This is a genomic window from Candidatus Latescibacter sp. (genome assembly GCA_030692375.1).
Lineage (GTDB): Bacteria > Latescibacterota > Latescibacteria > Latescibacterales > Latescibacteraceae > JAUYCD01.
In genome coordinates, this window is record JAUYCD010000140.1 from 17,500 (window position 1) to 32,170 (window position 14,671).

Annotated in this window: 12 protein-coding genes; 2 read left to right on the forward strand and 10 right to left on the reverse strand. The window is 53.9% G+C overall.

Annotated features, from left to right (window positions below):
- Window positions 1–51: 51 nt before the first annotated feature.
- On the forward strand, window positions 52–1,152 hold the full coding sequence (locus Q8O92_08635) for a T9SS type A sorting domain-containing protein (protein MDP2983381.1): 1,101 nt from the start codon (window positions 52–54) through the stop codon (window positions 1,150–1,152).
- 341 nt (window positions 1,153–1,493) lie between these two features.
- Here Q8O92_08635 and Q8O92_08640 read toward each other — a convergent pair whose 3' ends face one another.
- Window positions 1,494–2,255, reverse strand: a complete 762-nt coding sequence (locus Q8O92_08640) for an MBL fold metallo-hydrolase (protein ID MDP2983382.1) — start codon at window positions 2,253–2,255, stop codon at window positions 1,494–1,496.
- Window positions 2,256–2,401: 146 nt separating this feature from the next.
- On the opposite strand from Q8O92_08640, the gene Q8O92_08645 reads away from it, so the two are divergent.
- Window positions 2,402–5,167 (forward strand): transglutaminase-like domain-containing protein, encoded by a 2,766-nt coding sequence (locus tag Q8O92_08645; GenBank protein MDP2983383.1) that lies wholly within the window; start codon window positions 2,402–2,404, stop codon window positions 5,165–5,167.
- A gap of 250 nt (window positions 5,168–5,417) precedes the next feature.
- Here Q8O92_08645 and Q8O92_08650 read toward each other — a convergent pair whose 3' ends face one another.
- The 9 genes from Q8O92_08650 to Q8O92_08690 form a co-directional block, all read right to left on the reverse strand.
- The gene (locus Q8O92_08650) at window positions 5,418–6,635 is read right to left on the reverse strand and encodes a putative sugar nucleotidyl transferase (GenBank protein ID MDP2983384.1); all 1,218 of its coding nucleotides are present in this window, start codon (window positions 6,633–6,635) and stop codon (window positions 5,418–5,420) included.
- Between the two features lie 25 nt (window positions 6,636–6,660).
- The gene (gene glmS / locus Q8O92_08655; protein ID MDP2983385.1) at window positions 6,661–8,484 is read right to left on the reverse strand and encodes a glutamine--fructose-6-phosphate transaminase (isomerizing); all 1,824 of its coding nucleotides are present in this window, start codon (window positions 8,482–8,484) and stop codon (window positions 6,661–6,663) included.
- A gap of 7 nt (window positions 8,485–8,491) precedes the next feature.
- Complete coding sequence (locus tag Q8O92_08660) at window positions 8,492–9,193, reverse strand: zinc metallopeptidase (protein MDP2983386.1); 702 nt, start codon at window positions 9,191–9,193, stop codon at window positions 8,492–8,494.
- Window positions 9,194–9,468: 275 nt separating this feature from the next.
- Window positions 9,469–10,410, reverse strand: coding sequence for a methionyl-tRNA formyltransferase (gene fmt / locus Q8O92_08665; GenBank protein ID MDP2983387.1), 942 nt, complete (start codon window positions 10,408–10,410; stop codon window positions 9,469–9,471).
- A complete protein-coding gene (gene def, locus Q8O92_08670; protein ID MDP2983388.1) occupies window positions 10,410–10,931 on the reverse strand; it encodes a peptide deformylase in 522 nt (173 codons plus the stop codon). The genes fmt and def overlap by 1 nt, the downstream gene beginning before the upstream one ends.
- Complete coding sequence (gene yajC, locus Q8O92_08675; protein MDP2983389.1) at window positions 10,931–11,296, reverse strand: preprotein translocase subunit YajC; 366 nt, start codon at window positions 11,294–11,296, stop codon at window positions 10,931–10,933. Before yajC ends, def begins: the two co-directional genes overlap by 1 nt.
- Window positions 11,293–12,444 (reverse strand): tRNA guanosine(34) transglycosylase Tgt, encoded by a 1,152-nt coding sequence (gene tgt / locus Q8O92_08680; protein MDP2983390.1) that lies wholly within the window; start codon window positions 12,442–12,444, stop codon window positions 11,293–11,295. The genes yajC and tgt overlap by 4 nt, the downstream gene beginning before the upstream one ends.
- Before the next feature lie 132 nt (window positions 12,445–12,576).
- Complete coding sequence (locus Q8O92_08685; GenBank protein ID MDP2983391.1) at window positions 12,577–13,569, reverse strand: hypothetical protein; 993 nt, start codon at window positions 13,567–13,569, stop codon at window positions 12,577–12,579.
- Between the two features lie 44 nt (window positions 13,570–13,613).
- The coding region (locus tag Q8O92_08690; GenBank protein ID MDP2983392.1) for a 4Fe-4S binding protein at window positions 13,614–14,671 on the reverse strand (1,058 nt) is incomplete at its 5' end.

Sequence of the window (14,671 nt, forward strand, 5' to 3'; positions counted from 1 at the left end):
AAATGTATATCCCGGTTTCCACGAAAACTTTGAAAAAGGAGAATGAAAACAATGACTCGTAAAAGACTCTTTTCGTTCCTGCTCTTTTTCACTCTGCTGATTATTCTGGTTGCGGCAGTGGCTCAGACGCAGGTGCAGAGACCGAAGGCAAACTTCGTTGACCGTATTTCCGCCGTGCTGGAAAAGGCCGGCTGCCCGCTTTCTCAGCGCCAGCTCGATGCGATTGCAAAGATCACGCCCGGACCGGACGCCCGTGGCGCCATGCAAAAGATTCTGAGCGATGACCAGAAAAAAGCCCTGCAAAGCGCGCTGAAACAGCAAAGAACGGGGCTTCAACTGAGAGGGATGGCGCAGAGACTAAAAGCAGCGGGTATCCCGCTCACCGATGACCAGATCGCCAAGATAAAAGCGCTCAAACTCGGCGAAGGAAAGGGCGCTCTCCAGTCCATCCTCACCGCCGATCAGGTGAACGCGCTGAAAAAGGGAGCAGGATTGAAACGTGAGCGTCTGGTTATTGGCGGGATCGCCGTGCAGCTCAAAAAAGCCGGATATCCGCTCTCCGTAAGACAAATAGCACAAATCAAGAATTTGGTAAAAGGAGCAAAATCCCGCGACGCACTCATGAACATCCTCACTGCAGAGCAGAAAGTCGCGCTCAAGAAGCCTTTCGTGGACAGGCTGGCAGCAAGATTAAAAGCTGCCGGACAGCCGCTTTCTGATGAGCAATTGAAATCCATCAATGCTATTATGCCTGGTAAAAACGCCCGTGAGCAGGTGAAAGCTATCCTGACTTCCGAACAGGTTTCCGCCCTGAAAAAAAGTATCAGCGAAGCCGCGCCGAGCACAGGAACTACAGATAAAGCGACTGCGGCAGGTGAAACGCCCAGGGTGTTCAATGCTCTTAAACCGAATTATCCCAACCCGTTCAACCCCAGCACCACAATCGAGTACAGTATCGTCCAGCCGGGGAATGTCCGGGTGCAGATCTTCGGCATCAACGGCCAGCTCATCTCCACCCTGGTGGACTCCTACCAGGCTGCGGGCTGGCACAGCGCCACCTGGAACGCCGGGAACCTCGCCGGAGGCATGTATATCTGCACTGTCACTTCCGGCGGTTTCACCCAGTCAAGGAAAATGACCCTGCTGAAATAACACCTCTTTAATAAACTTCCAGCGATAAAAAACAAATAGGAGGGGGATTTGTCCCCTCCTTTTGCATTATTATCCATTGTAAATGATATAGTAAAAAAGGAAATTTTACCTTCTACTCAGCTTTTTTAACCTCACCCCCTGTCCCCCTCTCAGCCAGGAGAGGGGGTAACTCATTATGCGCCTTGTTCTTACCATCTCATAACTCCGGGGTCCCCGCAAGTGCTTGCACTTGTGGGGTGGATAGAGAGGGTGGCCGAAGGCCGGGCGAGGTTATCGTCAATTCAGAGAGCTTTTTCATACTTTTTGCCGGATCATCATCCCTCATCCTTCATCCTTGTCTTTTACAGCCCCCCGATCGGAAGCTGTCCCACGGAATACGGGACAAAAACCCCCGCTTTCAGATTCTTAATCGCAGCGTCTATGACCGCCTGCCCGCCTTTCATGCAGAAGAGGCCGTGCCCCGGAAAGAGGCTGTCGATGCCGAGACCGCCCAGACGGGGAAGGCTCGCGTGGTAATCAAGCAGGTTCGACCCCGGATAGTTGAGGAGGCCGAGGACTCCACCCCAGAAGAACATATCGCCGTCGAACATGCACCTGAGACCGTCCAGTTCCATGAGGTAGCATACCGAATCGGGCGAATGGCCGGTTATGTTCAGCGCGGTGATATGGACTCCCCCGATATCGAATTCTTCGGCGTCGCTGACTGCATGATCCACCGGGCAGTGTATATAGAAGTAGTCGGGAGCGTAGAGGCCGCAGGCTTTGGCGTCGTTTACCCAGAGTTCCTCGTCATTCCCCTGTTCGAGCATGTACTTTCCGACATTCCCACTGATCCATACCTGGCACCCGAACCGGTCTTTGAGCGCCTTTGCCCCACGGGCATGGTCGGTATGGTGGTGGGTCAGGAGAATGTGGCTGATTTTCTTCGGATTGAATCCTTCCGCTTTGATGGAACCGATAAGGCCCTCGGTGTCGTAGCCGTTTCCCGCATCGATGAGAAAGATCCCCTTCGGCCCTTTGATCAGGTAAATATGGCAGTCGCCGCCTTCGGTCAGCCCCAGGGGGGTGTCGCCGACCAGGTAGATTGATGGTGTAATCCGCATGGCTGTTCCTCCGCTGAAAGTGAAAAAATTGTGTGGTTTATGTCGAAATATAACATGTATCTTACAACGAAGAAAGTAAGTATCATACGAATCAGTGGTACAGACAATATTCAAAATATACTTTTTAACAACGGAGGCTGTTTGATATGATTTATTCCGTTATTAAACTAAAGAGCGCCGCCTGGCTCTTATCCATTATAATTGCCTTCTCTTCTCCTTGCCTTGCCCAGAAGAAACCAACTGTCCCGGATATCAGCACCACCATCGCAGAGGACATTTCCGATTTCACATGGGCGCGGGTCTCATTTCGTATAAAACCGCCAACTAAAGAAGCGATCCTCTGGTTCTACGCCTATCAGTACTATGACAATTCCCTCCCGCTCCGTATCGAGGTGAACGGACACGCGGCGGCGTACAACTCGGAAAAAGGGAAGGGCAAGTTTATCTGGCATAAAACCAACATTCCGGCTAATTACTTTTCCCCGGGAGTCAACCGGATTGTTTTCAGAACCGATTCATCGGCAACAAATTCCTGGGCAATAGGGGCGGAATGGGCGGAAAACCCCCGGGGCAGCGCCAAATCCTCCAACCGCGGCAAAAGCTGGTACACCGCCAATCTCGGGTATAACTACAGCCTGGTGGGAAATTATGCCGTCCGCCTGACCGATGGCGGAGGAAATGCGCTGGCAGTGACTCTTCTCGAGCCGGAAAAAGGAAAAAGGCCTGTTGCACGAGCTTTCTCGCCGAAAGTTGATCCATTTCCCGCCGGGAAAGGACAATTTGAGGCATTTTCTTTTGAACGGTCCTTTTCCGGGAAAGAACTGTTTGACTGTCCGCGCGACACGCACATTGAAACAGACGGGAATCTCCCGATTTTCCGGCTCAAGCGCGGCGAGTTGATCAAGGACGAGGACGGCAACGCCCAGTTCAACATCGACCGCACTGCCTTCGAGCGAACAGATTCCCTCAAAGTGCCCTGGTGGCTCGGAGAGCAGGTGACCGACACCGTGTGGATAAAAAAAGTGCTGGAATTGAAAAATCCGGAGACTGATAAAGCCGCCCTGATGTTCTTTTACGAGATTCAGGCCCATTATCCGCGAAAAGGCGGCTACTGGAGCGTCGAGGGCGGCTCGCAGTCGCCGCTCCATGTCATCATCAACGGAACCGAGCTTCCCCCGATCAAACCGGACATCGGATACCGCAACCGTACCGAAGACTGGCGTCAGGTGGACTTTCCGCCCGGTCTCCTGAAGAAGGGCATCAACACTGTGGTCATGCACGCAGAAAAAGGCGGAGACTGGCGGTTTGCATACGAGAATTCCGTCTCTCCCAACCGGAGCGCACGGAGCATGGACGGCGGAAAAACCTGGGACTACAACCGCCTCGGCGAAAACCGTAACGAAAACGGCGAATACCTGGTTCGTTTTCTCCTGGACCGCTGTCATGAACAGGGAATGGTCTGGTCGGCGTCAATCGCCCTCTGGGAGAAAGACGGGAAGGGTTTTCTCACGCCTGTGAAGAATCTCGAAGTATCCGTTACTCTCGAAGGCGAGACTCCGGCGGGCGCTATGTTCCGGCCGCAGGTCAGGTTCGGGACGACGCCGGTTCCCGGGGAGGATTCCTGGACTGACTGGGGAGAACCTTCCTACGGGAAGAATCTTACCATGCAGGTTCCCGGACAGGATTTCCGGTACATGCAGTGGCGCGCAGTTCTCAGCACACGTTCGCTGAAAATTACGCCGCGGCTGACCGGAGTCCGCCTCATAGTAAAGGGAGAGCGCGGAACCTTCCCGGACGGGAAATATGTGACCCTTTCCTCCCTCGACAACCCGCCGCTAAGGCTGGGAAGCCTGGAAAGGAAGTATGATTCTTATGGCAACGAGATTCTCAGGGAGCTTCGGGAAAGGTATCATCTCGACGATGTGGTGAAAGACGGGCGCACAGAGCTGGAAAAACTGGCACTCCTTGCTTCCTGGGTCCATGAGTCCCGTTTTTCATCGGCGAAAGAGGGAGAACAGCACCGCAGTAAAAACGGCATCGATAGCCGCACCACACACTGGGCGCCCAACAACGCGCTCTGGGCTTTGAACATGTTCAGCCGCGGTTACGGCCACCTGGACAGACGGTTCGGCTCTCACTGTCATGATTACAACAGCGCTTTTGTGGGCTGCTGCGAGGCGCTCGGATTTGTCGCCCGCCCGCTCATCATGACCCGTGCGGAATCAGCGCTCGGAGGTCACAGTTTCCCCGAAGTCTGGTCCAACGAATTCAACCGGTGGATTTTAGTCGACGCTTACGTGAACGCTTATTATCTCCGTGATGACGGCGTCCCGGCCAACACCATGGAAATCCACGAAGCGCAATTCGATTCCACCCTATTCAAGCGCATCTCCACCTTCCAGATGGACCGTATCTCTTCTCCTGCCCGGAAAGCCGCCGGGGACGCCTACAAACCCCAGGTGAAGGAATGCCCGCGCGGGTATGAATCCTTCGGCATCTGGCTCCGCTCCGATCTCATGAATGAACCGGCGCCCTATCCAATCTGGGACGGCGTCCACTCATTCCGCTGGGATGGCCGTCTCTGGTACGACGATCCGCGCGCGCAGTCATTCGCCGAATTCAGCCGCTACTCGAACCGTGCGGACGACCTGTACTTTTCTGTGAACCAGTGTTTCATCAATCCGGAATACCGGGGAGGCGACTTGGTGGTTATCAGGCTCTCACATACCATGCCCAATTTCCGGTGCTATGAGGTGCGGTTCGACCGCCGGGGGGAATGGACTGAATACCGGAGCGATTTCCCGGTCAAACTGCATAAAGGGGAAAATGTCATTGAAATCCGGCCGGTCAATCTCTGGGGAATAAAGGGCGCCGCAAGCACGGTGACAATGTCGAATAAGCTGCCGGGGTAATTCAGAAATACGGATATGTCGTTAAGTAAGCTAAGGTGATCATCCGAAAGGTTAATCCCCCCTGCCCCCCTTATTAAGGGGGGAAAGAGAAAATTGTTACTTTTACTGTGTAAACATTTATTAGGATTTGACAGAACCCTCTCCCTATATTCCCCCCTTAATAAGGGGGGCAGGGGGGATATTTAAAGACGCAGAAGCACACAATTTCTAACATTTACTGTATTTTGCTGACTTAACGACATACCCGTATTCAGAAATTGATCTGGTCGTCGCTCATAACCCGCTCATCCCCGGTCAGCTCGAATACCTGTTTCATCAGCTCGACATCGTGGGGGGTCTGCTTGACATCGCGGCGGGCAAACATCCGCTTCTGGGTGGTGACCACCTGGTCAAAGCCGATTTCGGTCACCTGGCCGACACTCCGGGCGTAGTTGGTGAAACAGGGCACATTGGTTGTCACCGTGCCGTAAATCATGCTGCACGCTCCGACTATCTTTCCGGTAAAGAAAGAGGTGTTGACCGCCGATTTAACGAAATCCCCGATGATTGACCCTAAGAACTGCATACCTGTTTCCACCCGCTTTCCCCGGTAGTACACCCGCACTTTTCCATAGGTGTTCTTGAGGTCGCTGGTCGAACTTCCCGCGCCGAGATTCACCCACTGGCCCACCCAGGAATGCCCGAGGAAGCCGTGGTGCTGTTTGTTCGAGTGCGATTCGATGACCGTCGCTTCCACCTCGCCGCCGATCTTGCACCCTTCGCCGATGGAGGTTTTGTCCTTGATGGCTGAATGTTCGATAATTTTTGTTCCCTTCCCGATATGTACGGGGCCTTCGAGATAGTTGAAGTGCATGATCTTCACTCCGCTGTCGATTACCACCGGCCCCTTTTCGGTATCCACCGCCACGGTAGGAGCCATGTCCACGGTGTCCTCCAGAAATACATTCTTCTGTATCTCACGGTACCGGCCTCTCGAGATGAGGTAATCCAGGTTGGATGGGAAAATGCGGAGATGGGTTTCGACAATCTGGTGAGGCCAGTCGATGGTGCGGAACAGCTCCCGCTCGAGGGGAAGCCCCTGCTCAAGCAGGAGAGAGCCGATGGTTTGGGACGAAACATCCGGCCCGAGATTTTTTCCCGCCGGAATAAGCGCGGCGGCGACCCGGTTTCCGCTTGTGGTAATGAATGGATCATTCGAGGCGAGAAGATCGCGAATGGTCTTATTGTAGGAAATATCCGGCTCGATCGAGGCATTCAAGAAAAGTATGGGTGATTCGTCGGAAGGCTTGGCGTCGGGTGCGCCGTTGTTAAAAAAATGTTTGCGGCGGAGAGTAAACAAGGGGACATCGAGAGATTTCACCAGATCGAAAAGGGTAAGCGAGCCGACATGCAGCTCGTAGAGCGGCCGGAACAGCCCGACCGGGCGGAGATTGTCGCATTGATTATCCTCGAAGAGAACGATATTCATTTAACCTCCCGGAAAAAGTCATGCTTTACTCCACTGTCACGCTTTTAGCCAGGTTCCTGGGGCGGTCTACATCACACCCCCGCGCCACCGCCATGTGGTAGGCCAGAAGCTGAAGCGGGATAACTCCTAGCACCGGCACCAGCGGATCCAGGGTCGCAGGAATACGAATGATGTCCTCCGCAAGGGTGTCCAGACTCGTGCAATGCTCACGGACCACTGCGATGATCCTTCCACCGCGGGCGCGGATTTCATTCACATTGGATACTATTTTGTCAAGAATCCTGCTCTGGGCGGCAAGCACCACAACCGGCATATTTTTATCTATCAGGGCGATGGGGCCATGCTTCAATTCAGCGGCGGGGATTCCCTCGGCGTGAATATAGGATATTTCCTTGAGCTTGAGCGCACCTTCAAGAGCCAGCGGGTATTCATACAGACGGCCGATGTAGAGAAAATTGGAGAAATGGAGGTATTTCTCCGCGATGGATTTGATGGAATCGCTCAGTTTCAGGGTCTCCTCCATCTGCTCGGAGAGCTTACGGAGGGCGTCGATGAAAATGAGTCCGTCCCGGAGGGGCATGTTCCTCATGCGGCTGGCCTGAAGGGCAAGGAGGGCAAGCACTACCACCTGGCTGGTGAACGCCTTGGTTGAGGCTACCCCGATCTCCGGCCCGGCGTGCAGGAACACTCCCTGCCCGCACTCACGGGCGATGGAGCTTCCCACCGCATTCACAATTCCCATGACCGGCGTTCCGAGACGCTTGGCCTCGCGAATCCCGGCCAGTGTGTCCGCCGTCTCCCCCGACTGGCTTATGGCAATGACCAGCGCTCCCGGATCGATTGCCGGATTGGCATACCGGAATTCGGCGGCGTAGCAGACTTCGGTGGGAATCCGCGCCATGCCTTCGAACAGGTATTTCCCTATCAGTCCGGCATGCCAGCTTGTCCCGCAGGCAATGATCTTGAGGCGTTTTGCCTTGAGCAGGAGGCTCTCGTCGATGCCTCCGAGATGAATTGTGCCTTCACTCTGCCAGATACGGCCGCGCATGGCGTCGAGTACGGTCTGGGGCTGTTCGTGGATTTCCTTCTCCATGAAATGGGTGTAGCCTCCCAGCTCCACTGCTTTTAGGTCGAAGGTTATCTGCTCAATTTCCTTGACTGTGGGAGTCTCATCCAGCCGGAAACTTTCGAACCCGTCTCCCCGGAGGACTGCGCATTCGTTGTCGTCCAGGTACACCACAGAGCGGGTATAGGGGATTATTGCGGAAGGGTCGCTGGCCGCAAGGGTAAAATCCGGCCCGCGGCCGATGACCAGGGGGCTGCCCCGCTTTCCCAGGAGAATTTCACCAGGAGCGTCTCTGGAGATGAGCGCAATGCCGTAGGTTCCCTCGAGGCTTTTCAGCGCCTCGAGAAAAGCGAGGCGCAGGTCGAGTCCGTCCTTCCGGAGCTGTTCGATAAGGTGCACGACAACTTCTGTATCCGTTTCGCTCAGGAAGGTATGCCCGATATCCAGGAGTTTCTGTTTAAGGGGCTTGTAATTTTCGATGATGCCGTTGTGCACAAGGGCGAGCGAGTAGGAACAGTCGACATGCGGGTGAGCATTTTCCGCGGTCGGGGCGCCGTGAGTAGCCCAGCGGGTATGGGCTATGCCGCATTGAAAACAGTTTTGGGGAAAATCCTCCAGGAATTCATCGGAGATTCTACCTTCGGCCTTGTGGATAAAGAGATCATCTTCACCGCCGACAGCGATGCCCCAGGAGTCATATCCCCTGTATTCCAGCCTGCGGATGCCGTCTACCAGAATGCCGGGTGAAATCCCTTTTCCCACATATCCAAAAATTCCGCACATTGGGCTGTCAGTTCCTTTGGTTACGAAGAATAATGAGCCGGAGAAGAGTGAGAATAGCTGTTGTTGCGGCGGCGACATAGGTCCAGGCGGCGGCTCTCAGAACAGCGCGGGCTTCGGGGATTTCATCCCTGGTAAGGTATCCGCCCTTTTCCAGCACCAAAAGCGCCCGGTTCGAGGCATTGAATTCGACCGGCAGAGTGATGAGTGTGAATCCAACCGCCACCGAGAAAAGAATTATGCCCAGATCCAGAAGCCATTTCAAGTGGATACTTGGAGCAAACAGGGGAATGATCATACCGATCATGAAAAGCCAGATGCCGAGCTGTGAACCGGTGGCCGCGGCAGGGGCGATCGCTGTCCGAAGAACGAGCGCGGCATAGCGTTCGCCGTGCTGGATGGCATGGCCGGCTTCATGCGCGGCGATACCCAGGGCCGCAATGCTCTGCGAACCGTATACACCTTCGGAAAGGCGCAGAACCCCTGCGCTGGGGTCGTAGTGGTCGGTAAGCTCGCCGGGTATAGACTCGACAGCGACCTTGGAAAGCCCGCTGCGATCCAATATGTCCCTGGCTACCTTCGCTCCGGTGACACCGGAACGCGACCGTACCTGGCTGTACTTTTTGTACGCCGAGGATACTTTCGCCTGCGCCCAGAGTGTGAGAATAAGCCCCGGAATCATGAAAATCATTGTGGGGTCCCAAAAGAACATGTAACCACCTCCATGGTTTATTGTTATACAAAAGGATATTATACATGCTGTATTAGATGATTAGGCAAGAAAAGTTTAAAACCTCCTGTTTTACTAAAACCTCACCCGGCCTTCGGCCACCCTCTCCTAATTAGGAGAGGGTAAAGATCAGGTCAGCAGTGAGTTACCCCCCTCTCCTGGATAGGAGAGGGGGATAGGGGGTGAGGTAAAAAGAGTCAGAAAGATATAAAACTTTCCTTTGTTATATTATACTTTCCCGGGTCTGAAAAGTTCCGTCAATTGCACTCATCAGCGGTAATCAGGGCGCCTTCCGCAATCCTGTATCCTCGGACGAATGAAGCATCATCCATTACCTTTTTCCCGGGGGGCTGTACCTCCAGAAGCCGGAGCTTCCCCTTCCCGCATGATACTGCCAGCCCTTCACGGGGCGATGCCTTGACTGCCAGCCCCGGAGTTCCCGGAGTATCTTCATTAATTACACGGGTACGGTGGATTTTCAGGTTTCCGCCGCGCCATAGGGTGAACGCCCCGGGTTCGGGATTCATCCCCCGCACCTGGTTATGGATGCTTCGGGCATCCCTCGACCAGTCTATGAGGCCGTCCCTGCGGAACAACTTCGGCGCCGGTTTCCCCTCCCTCATTGGCTGCGGTATACGGGGGGCCATTCCTGAAGCAATAAGGTCCACCGTTCTGATCGCCAGTTCCGCGCCGATCTCCCGCATGCGGGCGCCGAGCTCGCCGGCGGTTTCGTCCTGGCCGATGGAGATTCTTTCTGTAAGGATGATGTCTCCGGTGTCGACCTGTTCATCGATGAAAAAAGTGGTAATGCCGGTTTCGCTGTCGCCGTTTATGACCGCCCGGTTGATGGGAGCAGCCCCCCGGTAATCAGGCAAAACGGAGCCGTGGAGATTGACCGTGCCCAGCGGAGGAATGGAGAAAACCTCACGGGGCAGGATTCGGAACGCCGCCACAAAAAAGAGGCCGGCACTGATTTCATAAAGCCGGGCGATGAAACCGGGGTCGGCAAGCTTTACCGGTTCAAGGACCGGTATGCCCAGTTTGAGCGCCTCTGTTTTCACCGGCGTGGGAGATGGGTGAAGCCCCCTCCCGGAGCAGGCATCGCAGCGGGTTACCACTAAAGCAACCTCGTGACAGCGGGCCAGGGCACTCAGACTCGGCGCCGCGAAATCCGAAGTTCCCATGAACACGATGCGCATCAGCTATTGCCGTTTTCTTCCGCTATTTCACGGAGCGCTTTAGCCAGAAGCAATTTTCTTACAGTGCTCAGGCGGTCCACAAAAAGAATCCCGTCGAGATGGTCCATTTCATGCTGGACGATTCTCGCCACAAGGCCATCCGCATCGATTTCCCGGACCGCACCGTCCGGGTCCCGGTACTGTATACGAACCTTCTGGGGCCTGGTCAAATCCTCATAAATTCCCGGAATTGAGAGGCATCCCTCCTCCATGACACATTCCCCTTCCTGGGAAAGGACTTCCGGGTTGATCAGGGTAAGGGTGTTTTCCACCTCTTCGCCGAACGAAAGGTCGACAATCACGATTTTCCGGAGGTCCCCCACCTGCGGCGCGGCAAGACCGAGGCCGTTCTCCTCGTACAGAGTATCGATCATGTGGTCGATAAAGTCTTTCAGCTCGGAGTCAAATACAGTCACTTCTTCCGTTTTCTTCCGCAGAACCGGGTCTCCGAAGCGGCGGACTTTTGTAGTTGGTGGAGCCATTATTCCTTACCCGTCTCGCTTTCTTTTGCAAGCACCCGCGCGATGCTTGATCTCAGCATCTCGATCTTGGTATTTTCCGCAACCTTGATCACCACAGTATCATCCGGCGAGAGCGCATCCCCTTTTTTCTTGATAGCGACAATAGTACCCAGCATACCGCCGATTGTGACTATCCGGTCGCCCTTGGCCAGGGAATCGAGCATGGACTGGGTGTCCTTCTGTTTCTTTCGCTGCGGCCTGATGAGAAAGAAGTAAAATACAGCGAAAATGATGATGAACATCGGCCAGAGCGGCGCCGAAGAAGGAGCGCTTGACGCCTGGTTTGAAGACTGCGCGAGCGCGGATGAGATGAATTCAAAATTCATGGATTGGGATCCTCGTTTCGGTAGCGGCGGAGAAATTCATCCCGCCAGTGTGGGAATCTGTTTTCAATAATGGCGCTTCTCATTTCACGCATGGTCTCGAGGTAAAAATAGATACTGTGAAGAGTCGCCAGGCGCGGGGCAAGTATCTCCCCGGTTTGAAAAAGGTGCCTGATGTAGGCCCGGCTGTAATTCCGGCATGCCGGGCATCCGCATTCCGGGTCGATGGGAGTGAACTCTTTCGCCTGATAGGCCTTATTCAGGATAACCTTGCCGTTACGGGTGAATACCGAACCGTTCCGGGCATTCCGGGTGGGCAGGACACAGTCGAACATGTCGACACCCCGCGACACAGCTTCAACCATGTCATCGGGGTATCCTACTCCCATAAGATACCGCGGCTTGTTTTCCGGGAGAATCGGCGTGGTGATCTCGATCATCTCAAACATCTGCCGCTTCGGCTCGCCGACAGCAAGCCCGCCGATCGCATACCCCCAGAAATCCATAGCCACGAGGCTCGCCGCCTGCTGCACCCGGAGATCGGGAAACACGCTCCCCTGGCAGATTCCAAAAAGAACCTGGGCGCAGTCAGTCGTTTTCTCATGCTCCCCGATACACCTTTCGGCCCATTCCCCGGTCATCAGACAGGAGCGCGCGGCATACTCGTGCGATACGGGATAGGGGATGCACTCATCGAAAGCCATGATCAGATCGGCGCCGATGGCATGCTCAATCTCTATGACGCTTTCAGGGGTAAAAAGATGCCTGGAGCCGTCTATGTGCGACCGGAACACCACTCCTTCCGGGGTGATCTTGCGGAGATCGTTGAGGCTGAATACCTGGTATCCGCCCGAGTCGGTGAGAATGGAGCCGTTCCACCCCATGAACCGGTGCAGTCCGCCCGCCTCCCTTATAAGGTCATGTCCCGGACGGAGGTAAAGATGATAGGCGTTCCCGAGAATAATCCGGGCATCGTAGGCTTCAAGCTCCTGCTGTGACATGGTTTTCACAGAGGCCTGAGTGCCCACCGGCATAAAAACAGGAGTTTCGATAACCGAATGGGGAGTCCGGAGAATACCTGCCCTGGCCCCGGTGTGAGGGCATACCCGGATGACCTCAAATGAAAATCCCTGCTTTCTTGCTGCCGTCATGTCCCTCCCGGCGCATGCATTTTTCCGATAACACTATTATCACAGTACTATAAGATAACGGAAAGGAAGGGAAGGGTCAAGGAGTCTTTGGGGAAAGATGAGAATGGAGCCGCGGCGTTCGCCTTAACAGTCTCAAACGGGTTTAAGGGAATCCCATGGTCCTTCCTTCGGGAAGTATTTCATCGTTGTTTTCTTAAGTGTCTGAAGTGTGGTAAGTATCATCATTTCGGTTCCGGGCGCCAGTGACTGCATATGGCTCAGGTGGTTGTTCAGTTCCTCCTCCGATCGCCCATGCGTCATGGTGTACAGCTCATACGGCCAGTCGGGGTACGAACGTCTCCGGTAACAGTGGCTGACCCACGGCATGGATGCGAATAATTCACCGAGCGTATCACAATCGTCCGTTTTCCATACATCAAGCGTGTTTGCAATGTAACCCGCCCGATGGTGGTTAAGCCGTGCGCCGAATCTCCTGATGATGCCGTATTCGACCCAATCCCTGACGGTGTCGATGATACCGTCCTCGACAGCGAAGAGCTCTTGTGCGATGTGTCTGAACGGATACTCGACAAGAGGGAAACCGTCATGGAGACACCTGACAAGCCGTATCTCGTCATCGTTAAACGGTCGTATCATCCTGCTTTTGCGAGGGCTTGTCCGGTGAGGCGAAGTTTCTCCGAACACAGCACAGACTTTATACACCTTCAGCGCCGGCAAGTTCATAACACGCCGTACGCCGGGATACTGTTCGACCCACGACAGCATACTGTTGACGACGGTTTCCGACTCAGCCGATATAGTGAACCACATTGCGAATGCATGGTCACGCAGGTAGTTATGAGTGATTTCGTTGATGGGAAACAGCGCAGCCGCAAACTCATCCACTTTCTCTTTATCAATCTCGACTGCGACGAGTGTACTGACATAACCAAGTAGCCGCGCTTCAAAAACAGGGCTGAATGCACGAATTATACCGTTTTGCATGAGAGTGCGGATGGATTCTATCACATCTCTTTCCGACCACCCGATACGTTCCGACAGCTGTTTATACGGGCGCTCGACGATCGGGATGTCCGACTGGATGATTGAAAGCAGTTTCTTTTCTTTTGCTGTCAGGCTCGGCATATCACTCCAAGTTGTGTTTATACAAAGGAATTACACGCTTTTTACTAAAGCCCCCTATCCCTTTGTACCTTTCCCCTGTTGTGGTCGTATATCGGGCTGTGTATATCTCTTATCCGCATCATATATTCGTGTGCCGAAACACCATTGTGCCAGTTCCCGGTCACCATGCCTGCTCCAACAAACGAGAAATAGACAACAATAATCAGCGCCGAGAGAGTATATCCCGACAACGCCAATCCTTTTCCGGGGAGCTTCAGATCGAGTGTGTGGTCCACAGGACAGGCTTCCACACACGCCATGCAGGCCGTACACTCATCGGAACGGACACGGCGCTGGCTGTGCACCGAAATAAACGAGGGACAAGCCCCTGAGCACTTTCTGCAGTTTGTACAGGTCCCCGGATTCCTTGTGACCTTGACCGGGCTGAGGATGCTCAAAACTCCGAGCAACGCTCCGTACGGGCAGAGATACCGGCACCAGAAATTCCTGAAAAGCACCGAGAGCACGATCAATATACCGATAACAATGAAAGTCGTTCGTGAAATATCGGTAAAAAACATGAGCATTTTTACATCCGCCACGATGTTATACGGACTGTAGATAAATGCACGAAGGGCTTCTGCATCCATTGAGACAAGAATCACCCACGAGAAAAATGCGAGAATAACATACTTGAGGCTCCTGAGAATGCCATCCAGAACAAACGGCATCCCGACGTTTTTCCCAAACAGCCTTTCCCCCGATTTCCACAGGAATTCAGAAAGGAATCCGACAGGGCATATCCAACTGCAGAACGCCTTTTTGAAAAGGACAGCGATGACCAGTATGGCGACAAAAATGACGAGACCGGCGGGATGAATGTCATTGATCTCGCCGGTGAGTACCATGTACTTGAGGCTCATCAGGCTGCTGATCGGCAGAAATGCCTCGACAGAAGGAGGGCGTCCGAAATACCGTGTTTCACCGATGGTCTCACAGTACCGTACGAAACCGTAAAAACGGTACCCCACGATTAATACCAGAATAGTGAAAAACAACTGGACGCAGTTTCGTGTGAGCTGATACTTTTTCTTCATAGCCGGAAGCAGAAAAAGGGTAGCCA